Genomic DNA, 18991 nt, shown 5'->3' on the forward strand with positions numbered 1-18991 from the left:
AGACAGCGCCGATGCCGCGTGCATTGATGATGCATTGTTAACCATGAATCTGGCCCACAACCACTTGACACAGAGCGTTCGGGAGAAGCTGGGGCGTTTCCCCAGGTCGCCGACGTTGAGTGAGGGAATTTGGTGTCATAGCGCCCCGGCCTGACACCAAATTCCAGCTTTTTGAGACGGCGACGTCGCGTTTCCCCAGGTCGCGCCCCTTGCGCAAAGGAATTTGGTGCGCGTGTCCAGTTAAAGGAGGGTTTTGCCCTTCTGCTCCGGCAGGACGAACGCCGCCACGGCGGCCACGGTGAACGCCACCGCGAAGACCACGAATACGCTGGCGTGGCCACCGAAGGCCAGGACCGGCGGGACGATCAGCGGCGCCAGGATCGAGCCGACGCGGCCGAAGGCCGCCGCGGCACCCGTGCCGGTCGCGCGGATCTGGGTGGGGTAGAGCTCAGGACCGATGGCGTAGAGGGCACCCCACGCGCCCAGGTTGAACAGGGAGAGCAAGCAACCTGCGGCGATAATCTGCCAGGGCGCAGTGGCGAACCCGTAGAGCCCAGCCGACACCGCCGACCCGGCCAGGAAGACGGCGAGGGTGGTGCGGCGCCCCCAGACCTCGATGAGCCAGCCTGCCAGGGCGTATCCGGGCAGCTGGGCCAGCGTGATGATCAGCGTGAAGCTGAAGGAGCGCACGAGGCTGAAGCCTTGGTCCACAAGCAGGGAAGGGATCCAGGTGAACGCGCCGTAGTAGGCGAGGGAGACGCAGAACCAGACGGTCCAGAACGCGGCGGTGCGGGCGCGCAGTTCGGGGCCCCAGATGTGGGTGCCTTTGCCAGCACTTGCATCGGGATCGGTGGTGGTGGCGATGGGGGCGTCGACAAGCAGTTCGGGTGGGACTTGCTCCTCGAAGCTGCGGACCACTGCCTCTGCTTCCTCGTTGCGGCCGCGCGCCTCCAGGAAGCGGACCGATTCAGGCAGCTGCATGCGCACATACAGCGCGTAGAGCGCGGGCACGGCGCCGAGCGCGAGCCCCCAGCGCCAGCCGTTCTCGCCCTCGGCGACGACGAACGTGCCGATGACCGCCGCCAGGATCCAGCCCGCCGCCCAAAACGCCTCGAGCCAGACCACCATCCGCCCGCGCACCTTCAGCGGCGCGAACTCGCTGACCAGCGTGGACGCGACGGGCAACTCCGCGCCGAGGCCCAGGCCGGTGAGGAAACGGAAGAGGAGCAGGACGGCGACCGACCCGGCGAGCGCCGAAGCGCCCGTGGCCACGCCGTAGATCAGGAGCGTGAGGGCGAAGACCTGGCGGCGCCCCAGCTTGTCCGCGAGCAGACCGCCGAGGGAGGCGCCGACCGCCATCCCGATGAACCCCACGGACGCGATCCAGCTCGTGGTGGTTTTCTCCAGATCCCAGTGCACGGCCAGCGCCGCGATGACGAAGGAGACCAGCCCGACATCCATCGCGTCGAGCGCCCACCCCACCCCCGATCCGACGAGGAGCTTCTTGTGTTTCGGGGTAACCGGCAGCCTGTCGAGGCGCTGCGTGCGGGTCAGTGCTGTTTTCATGGGCAAAACCTTAGAACAATTCTGGCTTTTATTTGGGAAAATTACGAAATTTTCCTGCTAATCTGCCGGTATGAAGAAGCAGCTCGGACTCATGCTCGTTACTACCTGCTCAGCGGCCATGTTGGTGGCCCCGCAGGCCATGGCGGAGGACACCGCCCAGCTCACGGAGGCTCGCTGCGTGGCGCTTGTCGACGCGGTCAAGGACGCCACCGCGAAGCAGCGCGATGCGCAGGACCGCGAGCGCGCCACACAGCAGACGCTCGATGCGGCGCAGCGCGACGTCGCCGCCGCCCAGGAAGAACTCAAGGCAGCAAAGGGCATGGTCGCCGATGCCCAGCGCCTCCTTGACGACGCCACCACCGACCTCACCGCGAAACAGTCCGCAGTGCCCGCCGGCGTGACGGCGGAGTCCGCACAACAGGCGCTCGAGGACTCGAAGGCGCGCGCCGCCGAAGCAGCCGCCGCCCTCGAGGCAAGCAAGGCCGAGGCGCAGCAGCAGTTCGACCGCGGCTCCCTCGGCTTCTTCGAAGCCATGGGCGCAACCGACGCCGTCGCCGAACTGAACACCGACTTCCGCTTCAAAGAAGAAGACCCGGTGGCGGGGCAGACGGGCTACCGCATCGCGGACGATACCCACATCGGTGAGGCCGACGACGCCACCCACCTGGACAACATGAAGGCAGCCATCGGCTGGCTGCCGGAGGCAAACGAGCTCCGCGAAAGCGACGGCCAGCCTGCCCTGCCCGTCTCCGACTTCCTGATGGCGCAGGCCCAGGTAAACGTGAACTGGTCGCACCAGCTGCCGCGCGGGCACTCGAAGAACGGATGGGACAACCTGTCCTGGAACTACGATAACCCGTTCAAGGGCTGGTTCCACGAGGAGCGCGTCGCGTACTTCGAGGCACTCGAGAAGGGCGAGAAACCATTCGAGGCGGGCGCTGGCCACTACATGGCGATCGTCAACCCGGACATGCGCGCCACCGGCTTCGCCGTGAACACCAAAGCCTTCCGGTACCAGGGGTACCCGTGGCGTATTGCACACGCGCAGACCTTCGCCACCCACTGGATGAAGCAGGGCACGCCACTATTCACCGTCGACGAGTACACCGAGCGCTTCAATACCTACTACGACGGCCTCAAGCACGCCATCGAGTTTGGCGACGCCACCAAGCGTCAAACGCTCGAGGAGCGCGAAGGGGACGTCGACAAGGCGGAGCAGACCCTGGAAGCCGCACGCGCGCTGCAGGCCGCGCAGGAGCTCGTGGCGAAGCGTGAACAGGGACTTTCCGCCGCCAAGGAGGCGCAGCCTGCCCGACAGGCCGCCGCCGAGGAAGCGCTGAAGGCCGCGAAGCAAGCGCAGAAGGATGCGGCTGCTGCCACTGCGGCGGCCAAGGCAGCCGCAGCCGAGGCTCGCGCAAACACCGAGCGCGCCGAAGCCGAATACCAGCCAGTCAAAGCCGACTGCGACACACTGACCGGCGCCGACAAGGAGGGCTCCTCCACCGGCGGCATCATCGCCGGCGTGGTGCTCGGGCTGCTGGCAATCATCGGAATCGTGGTAGCCACCAACCCGGGAATTTTAAATATGTTCTAGCTAGGTACACTCTCTGCTTATGCAAAGCGAGGAGCAGACCACACCCGAACCAGAATGGTGGGAACAACCAGGCATGCCCTGGAACAGCAAACCAACCAAGGCCGACTACTGGTGCCTTGGCTGGTTCGGCTTCGTAGGCCTCTTCGGCCTTGCGATGATCCCGCTCCGTGCCTGGCTGCTTGGGCTGCACCCGCCCATCATGCTGGCCATTACCGGTTCCCGGATTGGCGCAGCGTCGACGGGCGCGCTCGCCGCCGTCGGCGAGGTGCAGCACTGGCTGGGCTACCTACTGATCGGCACGCTGATGGCCATCAAGTTCGACTGGATCTACTGGTGGGCCGGCAAACTATGGGGGCGCGGAATCCTTGACGTGCAGGCGCAGAACTCCAAGCGCAGCGCCCGCAACATCGAACGCGTGGAAAAGTGGGCCCTCAAACTCGGCTGGCTGGGAATCTTCCTCGCCTACGTACCGATCCCACTTCCCATCGCCTTCGTCGTCTTCGTTCTGATGGGCATGACCGGCATGCCGCTGTGGAAGTTCATGGTGCTGGACTTCATCTCGAAAACCCTGTGGTCACTTGGGTACTTCGCCCTCGGATGGTGGATCGGGGAGCCCGTGGTGTACGTGCTGGAGCAGTACGCCAAGGTGGCCAACTGGATCGCCATCGGCCTGATCGTGGTGATCATGTTCGGCGCGTTCCGGAGGCAGGCGAAGAAAGCGTAGGCGGATGCGCGCACCAAATTCCCTCACGCAGTTTGCTCGACCTGGGCTTTTCCAAACCGCCGCGCGGAAATCCAGGAAATTGGTGCCGTCTCAACCGTGCCAGTGCCAAAGGACGCAACCCCCTTTTCACGACCTGGGCTTTTGCGTCCTCCCCGAACAAGAATTGCGTCCTTTGGCACTCGCTCCCCAGAAAACTAGCGGTACACCACCACTGAGGAGAAGTCCTCGTCCCCGTGGCCCTTCTTCTGCTGCTCCTGCAGGGAGGCAACCGCGGCTGCCACGGCCGGCAGCTCCTTGCCGGCGGCCTCGGCGGTGGCGAGCATCAAACGCGCGTCCTTCTCGATGGCGTCGGTGGAGAAGTCGCCGGGGTTGGTGTCGCGCTCGCCGAGGAGGAATGGGGACTTCATGTTCACGATGAACTCGAGGCCGGTGGAGCCGAGCATGTCGACGATGGTGGCGTCGTCAAGTCCTTGGGCGTTGCCGATGTGCAGTGCTTCCTTGAACCCCTGCATGGTCACCGCGAGGGCGAGGTTGGCGATGAGCTTGCCCGTCGCGGCCTGGGCGGCAGTGTCCACGACCTTGAGGCGTTCCGGGTTGGCGGCGGACCACGGTGCGACGACGTCGGCGACTTCCTTGCGGCGCTGCTCGGTGGCGCCGCCGACGTAGACGCCGAGCTTGCCGGCGCGCGCCGGGATGAGTGAGCCGACTACGGGGGTGTGGACGAAGGTGGGGACGGCGGCGGCGAAGGAGTCGGCGTCGGCGGGGGAGATGGTGGTGGCGTCGGCCCAGGTGACGCCGCCGGGGATGAGGCCGGGTTCGATGACGACTTCGCGGACGGTGTCGGGGCCGAACAGGGAGGTGATGACCATGTCGGCGCCTTTGACGGCGTCTGCGGGGGTGTCGGCGGCGGTGGCGCCGCGCTCCACGAGCGGGGCGGTTTTTGCTGCGGTGCGGTTCCAGACCGTGAGGTCGTGGTCACTGACAAGCTTGAGTGCTAATTCGGTACCCATACGGCCGAGGCCTAAAAATGCAATCTTCATATCGCCTAGGATAGGCAACTATGACGAAGACGAACCTGACTTCAGAAAATACTGCTCGTTCTGCTGAGTTGTTTGCGCGCGCTCAGCGGGTCACGCCGGGCGGGGTGAACTCGCCGGTGCGCGCGTTTGGCTCGGTGGGTGGGCAGACGCGATTTATTGAGAAGGCGTTCGGCAGCACGCTTGTAGATGTCGACGGCAACTCCTACGTCGACCTGGTGGATTCGTGGGGTCCGATGATCCACGGGAATGCGCACCCGGCGATCCTGGAGGCCGTCGAGAAGGCGTTGGTGAACGGGTTGAGCTTCGGCGCGCCGACGGAGGCCGAGGTGGAGATCGCGGAGATGATTACGCAGCGTACCTCCGTGGAGGAGGTGCGCATGGTCAACTCGGGTACTGAGGCGACGATGTCGGCGGTGCGCCTGGCGCGCGGGTATACGCAGCGCCCGAAGATTATTAAGTTTGATGGCTGCTACCACGGCCATGTGGACGCCCTGTTGGCGTCGGCAGGCTCCGGCATTGCGACGTTCTCGCTGCCGGATTCGCCGGGGGTCACCGGCGCGCAGGCGGCGGACACGATCGTGGTGCCGTACAACGACATTGAGGCGGTGAAGCGCGCGTTCGCGGAGAACGAGGGCCAGATCGCTGCGGTGATCGCGGAGGCGGCCGCAGGCAACATGGGCACGGTGGCGCCGCAGGATAACTTCAACGCGAAGCTGAAGGAGGTCTGCCACGCCAACGGCGCCCTGCTCATCCTGGATGAGGTGATGGCGGGCTTCCGCACCTCCTACTCCGGCTGGTACGGGGTCGACGGTGTTGCGGGTGATCTGACGACCTTCGGCAAGGTCATCTCGGGTGGGTTGCCGGCGGCGGCCTTTGGTGGGCGTCGAGAAGTGATGGAGAAGCTGGCGCCGAACGGGCCGGTGTACCAGGCGGGCACCCTGTCCGGAAACCCGGTGGCGATGGCGGCTGGCATGGCGTCGTTGCGCCTGGCCAGCGAGGATATTTACCCGGTGCTGCACCGCAACGCGGACAGGCTGGAAGATTTGGTCAGCTCAGCGTTGACGCGTGAGGGCGTGGCGCACCACATCCAGCGCGCGTCGACGATGCTGTCGGTGCGCTTCGCGGAGGGCGAAGGCCACAACTTCGACGACATGAAGGCGGCGGACACGTTCCGCTACGCGCCGTTCTTCCACGCGCTGCTGGACCACGGCGTGCACGCGTCCCCGAGCCCGTTCGAGACCTGGTTCGTCTCCACGGCGCTGACTGACGACGACTTCGCCACCATCGAGGCCGCGCTCGTCCCGGCTGCGAAGGCCGCAGCCGCCGCGACCCCGGAGGGCCAGTAAATGACGCGAACTGTTGTCCACCTGGTGCGCCACGGTGAAGTGTTCAACCCGAAGAAGATCCTTTACGGGCGTCTGCCGGGCTACCACTTGAGCTCCCGTGGCTACTCGATGGCGGCTGCGACCTCGAAGTTTTTCGAGGGCCGCGACGTCACCTACCTGGCGGCCAGCCCGCTGCTGCGCGCGCAGGAGACCGCGCAGCCTATTGCGGAGGTCACCGGACTGGAGATTGATACGCGGGAGGAGATCCTGGAGGCCGGCAACACCTTTGAGGGGCTGCGCACCAAGGGGTGGCGTTCCCAGCTGTGGAACCCGGTGCGGTGGCGCCACATGCTCAAGCCTTGGGAGCCGAGCTGGGGCGAGTCCTACGAGGACATCTTCGCCCGCATGGACGTCGCGATTGAGGACGCCCGCCAGCGCGCCGAGGGCCACGAGGCCGTGTTGGTGAGCCACCAGCTGCCGATCGTGACGGTACAGCGCTACGTGCAGGGCAAGCCCTTCGCGCACGCGAGCCGTCGCTGCGAGCTGGCCAGCGTGACGTCACTTGTGTTCGACGACGACGTTGTTGTTGACTGGTCATACTCAACCCCCGCATCCGCGATCTAACCTGGAAGGACCCTATGACCGTGCGCCGCAGCCTTGTCCCATTCGTTGCCGCAGCCGTGCTGCTGAGCGGGTGCTCGAGCGCCAGCGACAACGGCGGGTCCTTCGCGTTCCACTCGCCGGGCGGGCAGGTGGAACTGTTCTACCCGCAGGAGGAGCGCAAGCCGTTGCCGGACTTTTCCGGCGAGTCCCTGATGAAGCCGGGCAGTGAGATCTCGCTCAGCGACTTCGACGGTGAGGTCGTGGTGCTCAACGCGTGGGGGCAGTGGTGCGCGCCGTGCCGCGCGGAGGTCGACGACCTCCAGGAGGTGCAGGAGTCCATCGAGGGCTTCGGCACCGTGCTGGGCATTAACGTGCGGGACCACAACGCGGACATCGCGCGCGACTTTATCAAGGACAACGGGGTGACCTACCCATCCATCTACGACCCGCCGTTTAAGACCGCCGCGTTCTTGGGCGGCGTGCCCAGCTCCGTGATACCGACGACGATCGTGCTGGACACCCAGCACCGCCCGGCGGCGGTGTTCCTGCGGGAGGTCACCGCCCAGGAGATCATCGACCTGGCGAATACGCTGCACCAGGAGGCGGAGTCCTAAGTGGGGGAGGCGTTATCGGAGCTGGTCTCCCAGGGGCCGCTGCTGCTGGGGATGCTGGCGGCGGCACTGGCCGGGTTGGCGTCCTTCGCCTCGCCGTGCGTGGTGCCGCTGGTGCCCGGCTACATGTCGTACCTGACGGGCATCGTGGGCGGCGAGCTTAACGTGGACGAACGTGGCGTGTCGGTGACGCGGCGCCGCTGGGCCGTCGCGGGCGCGGCTGGCCTGTTCATCCTTGGGTTTACGGTGGTGTTCCTGTTGGCCACTGTGACGGTCTTCGGCGCGGTGAGCGCGGTGGCGCTGAACGCTGAGACCCTGATGCGCGCGGGTGGCGTGGTCACGATCCTGATGGGCCTGGTGTTCGCCGGCTGGGTGCCGGCGCTGCAAAACGACACGCGGCTGCGACCGAAGAAGTGGACCACGCTGCTGAGCGCGCCGCTGCTCGGCGGGGTGTTCGCGCTCGGGTGGACTCCGTGCTTGGGGCCGACGCTCACCGCGATCGTCTCCGTCTCTGTGGGGACGGCGGGCATGACCGCGGCGCGCGGCGTGCTGCTGGTCATCGCGTACTGCCTCGGGCTGGGTCTGCCGTTTTTGCTGGTGGCGCTTGGCTCGGCGAAGGCGGTGCGTAGTATCGAGGTGCTGCGGAAGCACTCGCGCACCATCCAGGTGATCGGCGGGGTAGCGATGGTCATCGTCGGCCTGCTGCTGCTGACCGGGGCCTGGAACGTGTTTATCGGCTGGACGCGCCAGCTCGTCTTCGGATATGGAGCAACGGTGATTTAAATGAGCACTGCATGGACGTGGCTACGCAGGTCGTGGCACTGGCTGACCAGTATGCGCACCGCACTGCTGCTCCTGTTCCTGCTTTCCCTGGCCTCCATCCCGGGCGCGCTTTTGCCGCAGCGCACGGTCTCCGCGACGCTGGTGGACGACTACCTGCGCGCCAACCCAACCATGGGGCCCATCTACGACAAGCTCCAGCTGTTCGACGTCTTCGATTCCACCTGGTTCGTCGCCATCGTCACGCTGCTGATGGTGTCGCTGGTCGGGTGCATCATTCCGCGCTCGATTGACCACTGGCGCGCGTACCGGGCCACGCCGACCAAGGCGCCGAAATACCTGTCCAGGATGCCGCTGCATGCGGAGGGGGACGTCGATACGCCGAAGGACGAGCTGGAGTCGAAGGCGCGTGCAGTGCTGCGCAAGTGGCACGTGGCCTCCTACCAGCCGGAGGAAGACCGCGCCGGGGTGTTCTCCATCTCAGCGGAGCGCGGCTACTCCCGCGAGCTGATGAACCTGCTGTTCCACATCGGGCTGGTGGGCATGATTGTGGCGTTCGCGGCGGGCCGAATGGTCTTCTACGAGGGCCAGGTCATCATGGTGACCGAGTCCGAGTCGCAGTACGCGGTGCCGGTGGAGCAGCCGCGCCAGTTCTGTAATACGTCGCCTGCGAACTTCGACGTGTTCCGCGCCGGTCCACTGTTTGACGGCACCGGCCTGCACCCGTTCTGCATCGAGTCGAAGAACTTCCGCGCCGAGTACCTCAACACTGGGCAGGCGAACGGGTTCTGGTCGGACGTGGCCTACACCCCGGACGTGGCCGCCCCGCGTGAGCAGTGGCAGGACTTCACGCTGCAGGTCAACCACCCGCTGCGCGTGGACGGCAACCGCGTCTACCTGCAGGGACACGGCTTTGCCCCGCAGGTGACCATCACCTGGCCGAATGGGGAGTCGCGCACCCAGATGGTGCAGTTTCGGCCCACGGACGTGCAGAACTTCCTGTCCGCCGGCGTGATGCGCTTCGACCCGCCGGCCGGCATGTACCCGGACCTCACCGAGCGCCGCGAGCACCAGATCGCCATCGAGGGCAACTTCGCGCCGACCGCCCAGTGGACCGGCGTGAACGGCGACATGCTGCAGTCCGGCTTCCCTGCGATGCAGGACCCAGCGATGGCCGTAGACATCTACGTCGGAGACGCCGGCCTGGACACCGGCCGCCCGCAGAACATCTTCGTGCTGGACCAGAACCTGATCGCCGAGGGGCGCCTGCAGAAGGTGGAGCGCGTCAACCTGGTGCCGGGGGAGGAAACCACCCTTGAGGGCGGCATCCGCGTGCGTTTCGACGGCGCCGCCGAATACGCCAACTACCAAATCTCTCACGACCCGACCCAGGGCTGGATGCTGGCCACCTCGGTGCTCATGCTGGCCGCGCTGGCCGGCTCGCTGACCATCAAGCGCCGCCGCCTGTGGATCCGCCTGACCCCGACGGCCACCGGCACCCACGTGGAGCTCGCCGGCCTGGCGCGCACGGACCGCGCCGGGTGGGGCGCCGAGTTCGACGAAATCGCGGAGGAAATCCTGGGCGTTTCGGAGGAGGAGAACCCCTCCTTCGAGGTTGATGACCTTGGCTAACCTGCGATGACGCGGTAGATTGTTCCCCATGCTTGTCGATTCCACGATGGCGGACCTTTCAGACCTCACGTTCCGCACCGCGTTCATCCTGTACCTGGCTGCGCTGATCATGTCCTGTATCTACTACGGGCGCATGTTCGGTGTGCTCGACATGCGCCGCGAGCGCACCCGCATGGATCAAAAAGTCGCTGTGGGGGCCGGGGGCGGCTCCGAGCTTATCGACGTCCCCTCCGGCTCCTTCGACCAGGCAGAGTACGACCGTCGCGTCGCCGGCGCCCGCAAGTGGGCGAACATGACGCAGGCGCTGATCTGGTTCGGCATCGTGCTGCACGTGGCGTCCTTCATTACGCGCGGGCTGGCGGCGAAGCGTTTCCCGCTCGGCAACCTGTACGAGTACATCCTGGCCATGACGGCCGTCGTGATGGTCGCAGCCGCGATCGTGGTGCAGCGCAAGAACTGGCACACCATCTGGCCGTGGCTGCTCGCCCCGATGGCGATCGCGATGTTCCTCAACTCCACCGTGTTCCACATGCACGTGGCGCCGGTGGTGCCGGCGTTGCAGTCCTACTGGCTGCCGGTGCACGTTTCGTCGGTGTCGGTGGGGGCGTCGATAGGTATTGTGTCGGGAATCTTTGCGCTGCTGTACTTGCTGCGCATGTGGCAGCCGCGCGGCGAGGAGCGCGGGTTCTTCGGCGCGATTGCGAAGCCGCTGCCGAGCGCGAAGACGCTCGACCAGATCACCTACAAGACGGCGATCATTACACTGCCACTGTTTGGAATCGGCATCGTGTTCGGCGCGATTTGGGCTGAGGTCGCCTGGGGTCGCCCGTGGGGTTGGGACGCGAAGGAAACCGTGTCCATGATTACGTGGATTCTGTACGCCGCGTACCTCCACGCGCGTGCCACCGCCGGCTGGAAGAACTCGAAGGCCGCGTGGATCAACGTTTTTGCCTTGGCCATGACCATCTTTAACATGACCTATGTAAATACTGTCATTGCTGGACTTCACTCGTACGCAGGATTGAACTAATGAAAACACTGATTACAGGAGGGGCCGGCTACATCGGCTCCACAATTGCATCGTGCTGCTCCGACGCAGGCATCACCCCGGTCATCTTGGATGACTACTCCACTGGCCTGCGCGTCTTCGCAGAGCGCTTCGACCACTACGAGGGCGACATCGCCGACACCGAGCTGCTCAACAAAATTTTCGACGACCACCCCGACATCGAAGCCGTCATCCACTGCGCGGCCAAGATCATCGTGCCGGAGTCCGTCGCGCAGCCGCTCGAGTACTACGACGTCAACGTCGGCCGCGCAACCAAGATGCTGCAGGTCCTTCGCGACCGCGGCGTCAAGCGCGTCATGCTCAGCTCGACCGCCGCAATGTATCAGGCGGACGAGGACTTCACCGTCAACGAGTCCTCCGTCGTGGCGCCAACCAGCCCGTACGCCGCGTCGAAGTGGATGCTGGAGCGCGTCATGGCTGACGCCGCTGCCGCCGGCCAGATCCAGGCTGTGGCCCTGCGCTACTTCAACCCGATCGGCGCCGACCCACAACTGCGCACCGGCCTGCAGAACCCGCTGCCGTCCCACGCGCTCGGCAAGATGATCACCGCCCACCAGAGGGGTGAGGCGTTCACGGTGACCGGTGTTGACTGGCCAACCCGCGACGGCTCCGGCCTGCGCGACTACGTCCACGTCTGGGACCTGGCCCGCGCCCACGTCGCCGCCCTCAAGGCCGACCTCGCCCCGTACGAGGTCATCAACCTAGGCACCGGCACGGGCACCACCGTCTTCGAGCTCGCCGAGGCGTTCAAGTCCGCCAGCGGCTCCGACATGGAAGTCACCACCGCACCACCACGCGAGGGCGACGTTGCGGGCTGCGCGCCGCGCATTGACAAGGCGCGCGAAGTGCTCGGCTGGGCGCCTGAGCTCACCATCGAGCAGGGCGTCCGCGACTCCCTCGCCTGGGCAGAGAAGCTGCCCGAGGTCCTCGCCGAGGAAGCAACGCGCAGCTAGTCTTCGCCACGCTTCCTCCGACGCTCCTCCTCTTCACGACGCCGGCGCTCCGCCTCCTCGCGGGCCCGGCGTTCTTTAAACCTATTCTTCTCGATCTCCCACAGGAACTCCTCATCATCATCCGGCCCCTTAATAGCCGGCGGTTGTTCCTGCTGTTGCACCCCGTACCCTCCATACCGTGCGTTCGACCCCGGGCCGAACGCGCGCCACATCAAGTACACAGCCAGAATGATCAGAGCGATGAGTAGAAGCCTTCCCATGCCCTCTAACATACTGGTCCACCTTTGCGTTAGGCTAAGTCCCCATGGCCCCCATGAGTGAAGCACCCGAAGTTGACCCAAGCGCGAAGCGTCGCGCCAACAAAGCCGCCGCCATCTACGGGCTGTACCGGCTCCTCCTCTTCATCGCCCTCACCGTGGTGATCCAGCTGCTGGCCGTCGCGGTTGGGGCGCCCGTCCCGCTGATCATGTCGGCCCTTTTGGCCCTGATCGTGGCGTTCCCGCTGTCCATGCTGGTGTTCAAGAAGCAACGCATCGAGGCCGTCCAGGCGCTCGCGCACTGGAAAGAGCAGCGTCAGGCCCGCAAGGCGTGGATCGAGGCCGAGCTGGCCGAGCGTTAGTTCTCTCGTGGGTGGGGTGCACCAAATTCCTGCATTTTGGCGTCGTGGGTTCGCAAAAAGCCCAGGTCGCCTGTTCTGTGTGAGGGAATTTGGTGTCGGGGCTATCGGTCGGAGTGCCAAAAGGCGCAATTATATAAGGACTATAGCTTCAAAGTTGCTGGCAGAAAATGTGCTAGATAACAAGCGATGTCAGGTTTGGCACTGACGCCCACTCCACAGCCACTCAGCGACGAGAAAACCCCTCCGCAGCCAGTCCGCTGAACGGGTGACTTCAGGCAAGAGGGGAATACCCCTCACACTTTACACTCGAAAAGTTCAAAACCCTTGCCACCCGCACCCCGCTGGCGTAATGTTCCGCTGGTGCCTGCTGACATTCGGCACCGCCAGCTCAATAGCGCGGCGGTGATCTTGTTCGGCTTCCTGGTAGCCCTGTTCGTGGGCACCGTGTTGCTGATGCTTCCGGCTTCCACTGTGAATCCGGGTGGGTTGCCGCTGTTGCCGGCGTTGTTTACGGCGACGTCCGCGCTGTGTGTAACCGGCCTAGCCATTGTGGATACGGCGACGTATTGGACTACGTTCGGCAAGGTGGTCATTGCCGTGTTGATCCAGGTTGGCGGGTTCGGGGTGATGAGCTTCGCGACGATTCTGGGTCAGGCGGTGGTCCGCAAAGCGAATTTGAGTGCGAATGTGATTTCGGCGGTGGAGCGTCGTACGGCGGTGGGCGGGATCGCGCCGCTGTTGAGGCGGGTCCTGCTGGTGAGCATCGTGGTGGAGGCGCTGGTCGCGCTGGCGTTGACGGCGCGGTTCGTGGCGTTGGGCTACCCATTGCCGCGCGCGTTGGGGCATGGGGTGTTTCATGCGGTGTCGGCGTTTAACAATGCGGGGTTCGCGCTTTATTCGGACAACATGACCGGCTTCGTGGGGGATTGGTGGGTCTGCGTGCCTATCATGGCGGCGATCATTATTGGTGGTTTGGGGTTTCCGGTGCTGTTTCAGTTTCGGCGGGACGTGTTTCACCTGCACCGCTGGACGTTGAATACGCGCATGGTGGTTGCCGGTACGCTCTTCCTTCTTTGCTTTTCGACGGTCACCATCCTCGCCATGGAGTGGAACAACCCGCGCACGCTGGGTGGGTTGCCGGCGTCGGATGCGGTGTTGGCGGGGCTGTTTCAGGCGGTGCAGACCCGCACGAGCGGGTTCAACTCTGTCGATATTGGCGGGATGCACGAGCCGACGCTGTTTGCGATGGACCTGTTCATGTTTGTGGGGGCGGGCCCGGCCGGCACCGCGGGCGGCGTGAAGATCACGACGGTGTTGGTGCTGGTGGCGGCGGTGTCGGCGGTGGTGCGGGGACGCACGCAGCCGGTCATGCTGGGCAAAGGTGTCCCGGTGGAGGTGGTGCACCAGGCGATCACGGTGGTGATGCTCAGTGGCGCGCTGGTGGTGGCGGCGACGTTCGCGTTGTTGGCACTGACGCCGTTTCACCTGTCGGAGGTGTTGTTTGAGGTGCTGTCGGCGTTTGGCACGGTGGGGTTGTCCACGGGCATTACGCCGCACCTGGATGCGCCTTCGTTGTTGGTCATTATTTTTATGATGATTGTTGGCAGGTTGGGTCCGACTACTGTGGCGACGGCGTTTGCGTTTGCGGAGCCGGCGTCGAAAATTTTGCTTCCTTATGAAAGGCCGATCATTGGTTAAGTTTGCAACGCCCACGTACGCGGTACTTGGGCTGGGTAGGTTCGGCTCGGCGGTGGGCCGGGAGCTCATGTTTGACGACGCCACCGTCGTCGGCGTCGATCTGGAAGAGGCTGCCGTGAAGCGCAACAACGGGCTGCTGTCGAAGGTGGTGCAGGCGGACTGCACGGACGTGGCCACGATTGATGAGCTGGGCATTTCGGAGTTCGACGGCGTCGTCGTGGCGATCGGCGGGGCGCACGTGGAGGCGTCGATTTTGACGTGTTCGTTGTTGGTGGATGTGGGCGTCGAGAATTTGTGGGCGAAGTCTTCCGGCAATGCACACGGGCGCATCCTGGACCAGATTGGTGTGCCGCATGCGGTGCACCCGGAGGAGGCGATGGGGCGGCGTGTGGCGCACCTGGTGCGTGGCGCGAACCTCGACTATGTGGAGTTGTCCTCGGGCACGGCGATTGTGCACACGGTGGTGCCGACGCACGTGGCGGGCCCGCTCGACGAGCAGGCGTTGTGGCAGAGCCACGGCGTGAAGGTGATTGCCGTGCGCCGGGAGGACCGCTGGCAGCCCGTCCTCGGGCACATGGTTCTGGAGGCTGGCGAGCAGGTGCAGATCTATGGGGATTCGCGCCGGGTGGAGAAGTTCAGCCGCATGGCGGCACGGCGGCGCTAACCTGGGCTGCATGTCAGTACAGCACGCTTTCGACACTGCACGCGCGGCACAGCGCGCCTGGGCGACGACACCTCTTCGCCAGCGCAGCCGCATCTTTCTCCGCTACCACGACCTGGTGTTGGCGCACCGCGACGAATTGGTGGACCTGATCCAGCAGGAGACAGGTAAGGCGAAACACAACGCGTTCGACGAGGTCATGGACGTTGCGATTACCGCCCGCCACTACGCGTACCGCGCGAAGGCGCTGCTGACGCCAGCCCGAGTGCGGGGCGCTATGCCGGTGGTGACACGGACCGAGGTGCACCGGGCACCGAAAGGCGTGGTGGGAGTGATTGCACCTTGGAACTACCCGCTCTCGTTGGCGGTGTCGGATGCGGTGGCGGCACTGATTGCGGGCAACGCCGTGGTACTGAAGCCGGATACGCAAACCCCGCGCACCGCGCAGCGCGCCCACCAGCTGTTGGTGCAGGCTGGGCTGCCAGCCGACCTGTTCCAGGTTGTGGAAGGAAGTGGGCGGACGGTGGGGCAGGAGATCGTGAAGCGATGCGATTTCCTCATGTTCACAGGGTCCACCGCCACCGGCAGGAAGCTTGCCGCGCAGGCCGGGGAGCGTCTGATTGGGTTCTCCGCCGAGCTGGGCGGGAAGAATCCACTGCTGGTTCTGGCTAGCGCGGACCCCGAGACGGCGGCGCGCGGCGCCGTTGACGCCTGCTTCAGCAATACCGGTCAGCTGTGCATCTCCGTGGAGCGGATCTACGTGGACCGCGCCGTGGCGGACGAGTTCCTTGCGTGCTTTGTGGCGTTGACGAAACGCCTGCGCATCGGGTACGGGTGGGGTGATGATGTTGGCTCGTTGATTTCTGCGGAGCACCTCTCACGCATCGACGCCTACGTCCACGACGCCGTGGACAAAGGCGCCACCGTCCTGGCTGGTGGGGAGGCGTTACCCCAGCTCGGTGACACGTTCTACGCGCCGACCATCCTCGTGGACGTCCCGGAGGACGCCGATCTGTACCGCGAGGAAGTGTTCGGGCCGGTCGTCTACGTGGAGGTGGTGGATGGGCCGGAGGTGGGCGTCGAGAAGATGAATGACACCGACTACGGGCTCAACGCCTCGATTTGGGGCGCGGAGGACGAGGCGCGCGTGGTCGCGGGGCACGTGCACGCCGGGACCGTGAACATTAATGAGGGGTACGCGGCCGCATGGGCATCGATGGACGCGCCGATGGGCGGGTGGAAACAGTCAGGCGTGGGGCGACGCCATGGCGACGAAGGCCTGCTGAAGTACACCGAGGCGCGCACCGTGGCGGCGCAGCGCTATTTGCCGCTCGGCGGGGTCGGTGCTGGCGGCGGCAAGCAGGTCGCGGACACGATGGCGCTCGCGCTGCGGTTGGGCAAGCGTCTGCTGCGCTAGGCCCGGCTAGTCCTTGCTCTCGTCGCCGTGGCCGGTGGCGTGCGCGATGGCATCGGCGAGCCACTGTGCCAGGCCAGGTTGGCGTTCTTCGTAGTAGCGCTTGAAGCGTTCATCGGCGATGTAGCCGCGCGAGATCTGAAACTGCATCTCCGGGGTGACGTCGAAAAACTGCCCGATCACCTTCCGGTGTTCCTCGACGAGTTCGGCTGCCTCCGCGCTGTCGGTGGGCACGTCGCGGCGAACAGCGTCGGCGAGTTTGGTATCGATGGCGTCGAAACGCTGCTTGCTGTCCTCCCAGTCGCTCGCACCCCAGTTGCCGGTGCGACCCTGGTACTGCGCCCAGCCGGGCGTGTCGCCGTAGGCCTCTTGTGCCTCGGCTTGGTGTTCGGTGTAGTTCGGGTCGCCGAGGATCTCGCCGATTTCTTCAAGGGTTGGTTTGTGGTTATTCATTGCTTGCTCCATTAACGTTTCGACGGCCACCACCATCCCATCGATCCGCGAACGCTCCTCAAGCAGGCGTTCGTGTTGCCTGCGCAGGTGCTCCCGGTTCGAGGTGGGGTGGGAGAGTACTTCTTTGATTTCAGACAGTTTCATACCGGTGGTCCGGTAGACCAGGATGTGCTGGATGCGCTCCAGGTCATCTGGCGTGTACAGCCTGTAGTTTGACCAGCTGCGGTACACAGGTTCGACGAGGCCGGCCTGCTCCCAGTGGTGCAGGGTGCGCACCGTGATCCCGAATGCGTTGGCTACTTCGCCGACTGTGTACAGCGCTTCGTTGTTGGTCATGGCAGCCATTGTGCAGTCTGACGTTACGTCAGGGTCAAGCTTTGCTCTCGTCGATCTTGGAAAGCAGCTCGTCCGGGCCATACAGCGCGGTGATGTCGGCGGGGATGAAGAAGTCTTCGGTGAAGAACTGACCCTTGGATGCGAACTCCCTGTTCACCCACGCGCCGAATGCATCCACTGGGATGAGTGGTATGCCGTACTGGCTGGCGGTCAGGTCGTCGGTGATGAGGGCGTCGCAAAGTGAGATGGGGATTTCCGGGCTGTACACGAGGCCGAGCTCGTCGCACAGGAGCGCCATGCGCGCGCCGTCGGTGACGTGGATCCCGTTGATGACGATCGACCCACGGAACGCCACCTGGTGGCCTTCCTCGAGGATGTCCGCGAGGAAGGTCTCGTAGGGCGAACCCGTGTAGTACCTATGCCAGTCCTCAAAATCGGCGAACGAGACGATCGGGATGCCCAGCTCCCTGGCGGTTCTTGCCTTGCGTGACATGGATGCCGGGTCCCACGCTACGAGGACATCGCACGTGGTTGCAGAGACGCTGTCTTCGAAGATGAGCCCGCACGACTCGCAGGCGGAGATGAGCTGCTCTTCGCCGTCGTAGAAGCTGATGGCTTCGCGGCAGCCCGTAAACACCACCCTCATGCCTGGGGAGAGCAGCGCAGCAATGTCGATGTTTTGCTCTTCACCTTCCGGAAGGGACACCTGCGTCAGCCCTGTCATGATGGCGCGTTTGCGCACCTCCTCTTCGGCCCGCTTCGTCCAAACACCGCGAGACATCCCCCAGGAAGAAAGCCGCAGGGCAGTCTGTTGGAGCATGCGCTGGTCGCCGACTTCCACGCCGGAGCCGGAGAAGGCTGCCCAGGCGTTATCGGAGTCGGTCGCGCGGGTCTGATCGAGCTTGAGCGGGGCGGCGGGTGCCCAAAACGGCTGGAAGAGCGCGCCTTCTTGTGTATCGGATGCGTCGGGTACCGGTCGCACGTAGGGGATCTCGACGTCCCCTGAGAGGAAGTCGAGCGCCATGGAGTGCGCGCGCTCGACGACGGTGCTGCCCTCAACAACGATGTCGAGGGCTTCGGCGTCGATGCCGTCGCCGAGCTCCATGTCGAGGCCCCGGGCCTGGTAGCGGCCGGCGTCCTGGGCCATCTCCAGGCGATCGCCGACGACAATGCCACCTGCAGCCTGCCGCAGCAGCAGCGGCCAAAAGTCCTCGAGCTGCGGCGCGATAGCAACCCCACCCGGAGGAACCTCGTTGTCGAGGCCGAACTGCCCCAAGTCCGACATCGGGTTGAGCCATGTGCCGAAGTCCGCAACGATCTGGCCACGCTCCACAACCACCGCGTGAACGCGAACGACGTGGTAGCTGACGTTAAAACTGACACCGTCAAAGGAGAGGAACACATAACGCTCGGGATCCGGTTCTGGCTCTTGCACCATCGATCCCAGCGGTGAGTCGGACCTAGCCAATTCTCCCGCAGCGATGAGCTGTACGCCCCCAAACGGCTCGTTATTCTTTCGCACGCGCTGCAGGGCCACGCTCATCATCAACAGGAGCTCGGTGTTGAGGTTGTGGGCGTCGTCGATAACTAATGTCTCAACCAAGCTGAGCAGCAGCTTTGCACTGTTGATGTTCCAGGAACCGCCAGGCAGGACGTCGTCGAGCGTCATGAAGGGATCGAAATTGAATGCAGAGTCGATCGTCAGCCCGCTGATGCCGTTCGCCGCGCCCTCGAGCAGCGCGACGGGCAGCACCCGTTTGCGCTGGCTATCGGGTAGTGCGTCGTTCACCTCCATGAACGTGCGCAGCAGCGTGGACTTGCCGGTGCCGGGCGCGCCGTCGATCACAACGCTCTCGCCGTTGAGCATCGACGCGAGCGCATGCTCGAAGTCCTGCGGCATCGAAATCGCCATG

18 protein-coding genes are annotated in these 18991 nt (G+C 64.7%); 13 read left to right on the forward strand and 5 right to left on the reverse strand.

Annotated features, from left to right (window positions below; genetic code table 11):
* Positions 1–240: 240 nt before the first annotated feature.
* A complete protein-coding gene (locus tag KBX13_RS02070; protein ID WP_256020462.1) occupies positions 241–1566 on the reverse strand; it encodes an MFS transporter in 1326 nt (441 codons plus the stop codon).
* A 70-nt stretch (positions 1567–1636) separates the two neighbouring features.
* On the opposite strand from KBX13_RS02070, the gene KBX13_RS02075 reads away from it, so the two are divergent.
* Together KBX13_RS02075 and KBX13_RS02080 are read left to right on the forward strand one after the other, a co-directional pair.
* Complete coding sequence (locus KBX13_RS02075; protein ID WP_256020464.1) at positions 1637–3160, forward strand: CAP domain-containing protein; 1524 nt, start codon at positions 1637–1639, stop codon at positions 3158–3160.
* 19 nt (positions 3161–3179) lie between these two features.
* Positions 3180–3884 carry a DedA family protein gene (locus KBX13_RS02080; protein WP_070363190.1) on the forward strand — a complete coding sequence of 235 codons (705 nt, stop codon included), beginning with the start codon at positions 3180–3182 and terminating at the stop codon, positions 3882–3884.
* A 194-nt stretch (positions 3885–4078) separates the two neighbouring features.
* Here KBX13_RS02080 and KBX13_RS02085 read toward each other — a convergent pair whose 3' ends face one another.
* A complete protein-coding gene (locus tag KBX13_RS02085) occupies positions 4079–4924 on the reverse strand; it encodes an NAD(P)-dependent oxidoreductase (RefSeq protein ID WP_256020466.1) in 846 nt (281 codons plus the stop codon).
* A 20-nt stretch (positions 4925–4944) separates the two neighbouring features.
* On the opposite strand from KBX13_RS02085, the gene hemL reads away from it, so the two are divergent.
* From hemL to galE, 7 genes are read left to right on the forward strand one after another with little or no spacing between them, the layout of a single operon-like run.
* A complete protein-coding gene (hemL, locus tag KBX13_RS02090) occupies positions 4945–6270 on the forward strand; it encodes a glutamate-1-semialdehyde 2,1-aminomutase (protein ID WP_256020467.1) in 1326 nt (441 codons plus the stop codon).
* The gene (locus tag KBX13_RS02095) at positions 6271–6873 is read left to right on the forward strand and encodes a histidine phosphatase family protein (protein WP_256020469.1); all 603 of its coding nucleotides are present in this window, start codon (positions 6271–6273) and stop codon (positions 6871–6873) included.
* 14 nt (positions 6874–6887) lie between these two features.
* Complete coding sequence (locus KBX13_RS02100) at positions 6888–7466, forward strand: TlpA disulfide reductase family protein (RefSeq protein ID WP_256020471.1); 579 nt, start codon at positions 6888–6890, stop codon at positions 7464–7466.
* Positions 7467–7517: 51 nt separating this feature from the next.
* On the forward strand, positions 7518–8246 hold the full coding sequence (locus KBX13_RS02105) for a cytochrome c biogenesis CcdA family protein (protein ID WP_305085977.1): 729 nt from the start codon (positions 7518–7520) through the stop codon (positions 8244–8246).
* A complete protein-coding gene (locus KBX13_RS02110) occupies positions 8247–9875 on the forward strand; it encodes a cytochrome c biogenesis protein ResB (RefSeq protein WP_256020474.1) in 1629 nt (542 codons plus the stop codon).
* Between the two features lie 28 nt (positions 9876–9903).
* Positions 9904–10905, forward strand: a complete 1002-nt coding sequence (ccsB, locus tag KBX13_RS02115) for a c-type cytochrome biogenesis protein CcsB (protein ID WP_256020476.1) — start codon at positions 9904–9906, stop codon at positions 10903–10905.
* Positions 10905–11897, forward strand: a complete 993-nt coding sequence (galE, locus tag KBX13_RS02120) for a UDP-glucose 4-epimerase GalE (protein ID WP_256020477.1) — start codon at positions 10905–10907, stop codon at positions 11895–11897. The genes ccsB and galE overlap by 1 nt, the downstream gene beginning before the upstream one ends.
* On the opposite strand, the gene KBX13_RS02125 is transcribed toward galE, so the two are convergent.
* Complete coding sequence (locus KBX13_RS02125; RefSeq protein ID WP_256001161.1) at positions 11894–12157, reverse strand: hypothetical protein; 264 nt, start codon at positions 12155–12157, stop codon at positions 11894–11896. The two genes, galE and KBX13_RS02125, sit on opposite strands and share 4 nt — an antisense overlap.
* Positions 12158–12201: 44 nt before the next feature.
* Here KBX13_RS02125 and KBX13_RS02130 point away from each other — a divergent pair, with 44 nt between their 5' ends.
* The 4 genes from KBX13_RS02130 (at position 12202) to KBX13_RS02145 (ending at position 16292) form a co-directional block, all read left to right on the forward strand.
* Positions 12202–12516, forward strand: a complete 315-nt coding sequence (locus KBX13_RS02130) for a DUF4229 domain-containing protein (RefSeq protein ID WP_370687309.1) — start codon at positions 12202–12204, stop codon at positions 12514–12516.
* A gap of 360 nt (positions 12517–12876) precedes the next feature.
* Entirely contained in the window at positions 12877–14214 is a 1338-nt protein-coding gene (locus KBX13_RS02135) for a potassium transporter TrkG (RefSeq protein ID WP_256020479.1), read from the forward strand.
* On the forward strand, positions 14207–14878 hold the full coding sequence (locus tag KBX13_RS02140; RefSeq protein ID WP_256020481.1) for a TrkA family potassium uptake protein: 672 nt from the start codon (positions 14207–14209) through the stop codon (positions 14876–14878). Before KBX13_RS02135 ends, KBX13_RS02140 begins: the two co-directional genes overlap by 8 nt.
* A gap of 10 nt (positions 14879–14888) precedes the next feature.
* Positions 14889–16292, forward strand: coding sequence for a succinic semialdehyde dehydrogenase (locus tag KBX13_RS02145; RefSeq protein WP_256020482.1), 1404 nt, complete (start codon positions 14889–14891; stop codon positions 16290–16292).
* A 6-nt stretch (positions 16293–16298) separates the two neighbouring features.
* On the opposite strand, the gene KBX13_RS02150 is transcribed toward KBX13_RS02145, so the two are convergent.
* Both KBX13_RS02150 and KBX13_RS02155 read right to left on the reverse strand, forming a co-directional pair.
* Positions 16299–17078, reverse strand: coding sequence for a MerR family transcriptional regulator (locus KBX13_RS02150; RefSeq protein WP_256020484.1), 780 nt, complete (start codon positions 17076–17078; stop codon positions 16299–16301).
* A gap of 34 nt (positions 17079–17112) precedes the next feature.
* Positions 17113–18990, reverse strand: coding sequence for a hypothetical protein (locus KBX13_RS02155; RefSeq protein WP_256020486.1), 1878 nt, complete (start codon positions 18988–18990; stop codon positions 17113–17115).
* Between the last annotated feature and the right edge of the window lies 1 nt (position 18991).

The sequence above is a fragment of the Corynebacterium sp. CCUG 51687 genome, from assembly GCF_024453995.1.
Taxonomy (GTDB): domain Bacteria; phylum Actinomycetota; class Actinomycetes; order Mycobacteriales; family Mycobacteriaceae; genus Corynebacterium; species Corynebacterium pseudogenitalium.

What these genes read in the sequence shown, in the direction of transcription:
- hemL (WP_256020467.1), top strand. Translation starts at nt 4,945, where the DNA reads ATGACGAAGACGAACCTGACTTCAGAAAATACTGCTCGTTCTGCTGAG.
- KBX13_RS02105 (WP_305085977.1), top strand. Translation starts at nt 7,518, where the DNA reads ATGCTGGCGGCGGCACTGGCCGGGTTGGCGTCCTTCGCCTCGCCGTGC.
- KBX13_RS02130 (WP_370687309.1), top strand. Translation starts at nt 12,202, where the DNA reads ATGGCCCCCATGAGTGAAGCACCCGAAGTTGACCCAAGCGCGAAGCGT.
- KBX13_RS02085 (WP_256020466.1), bottom strand. Translation starts at nt 4,924, where the DNA reads ATGAAGATTGCATTTTTAGGCCTCGGCCGTATGGGTACCGAATTAGCA.
- KBX13_RS02075 (WP_256020464.1), top strand. Translation starts at nt 1,637, where the DNA reads ATGAAGAAGCAGCTCGGACTCATGCTCGTTACTACCTGCTCAGCGGCC.
- KBX13_RS02150 (WP_256020484.1), bottom strand. Translation starts at nt 17,078, where the DNA reads ATGACCAACAACGAAGCGCTGTACACAGTCGGCGAAGTAGCCAACGCA.
- KBX13_RS02080 (WP_070363190.1), top strand. Translation starts at nt 3,180, where the DNA reads ATGCAAAGCGAGGAGCAGACCACACCCGAACCAGAATGGTGGGAACAA.
- galE (WP_256020477.1), top strand. Translation starts at nt 10,905, where the DNA reads ATGAAAACACTGATTACAGGAGGGGCCGGCTACATCGGCTCCACAATT.
- KBX13_RS02070 (WP_256020462.1), bottom strand. Translation starts at nt 1,566, where the DNA reads ATGAAAACAGCACTGACCCGCACGCAGCGCCTCGACAGGCTGCCGGTT.
- KBX13_RS02155 (WP_256020486.1), bottom strand. Translation starts at nt 18,990, where the DNA reads ATGGCGATTTCGATGCCGCAGGACTTCGAGCATGCGCTCGCGTCGATG.
- KBX13_RS02145 (WP_256020482.1), top strand. Translation starts at nt 14,889, where the DNA reads ATGTCAGTACAGCACGCTTTCGACACTGCACGCGCGGCACAGCGCGCC.
- KBX13_RS02100 (WP_256020471.1), top strand. Translation starts at nt 6,888, where the DNA reads ATGACCGTGCGCCGCAGCCTTGTCCCATTCGTTGCCGCAGCCGTGCTG.
- ccsB (WP_256020476.1), top strand. Translation starts at nt 9,904, where the DNA reads ATGCTTGTCGATTCCACGATGGCGGACCTTTCAGACCTCACGTTCCGC.
- KBX13_RS02125 (WP_256001161.1), bottom strand. Translation starts at nt 12,157, where the DNA reads ATGGGAAGGCTTCTACTCATCGCTCTGATCATTCTGGCTGTGTACTTG.
- KBX13_RS02095 (WP_256020469.1), top strand. Translation starts at nt 6,271, where the DNA reads ATGACGCGAACTGTTGTCCACCTGGTGCGCCACGGTGAAGTGTTCAAC.
- KBX13_RS02110 (WP_256020474.1), top strand. Translation starts at nt 8,247, where the DNA reads ATGAGCACTGCATGGACGTGGCTACGCAGGTCGTGGCACTGGCTGACC.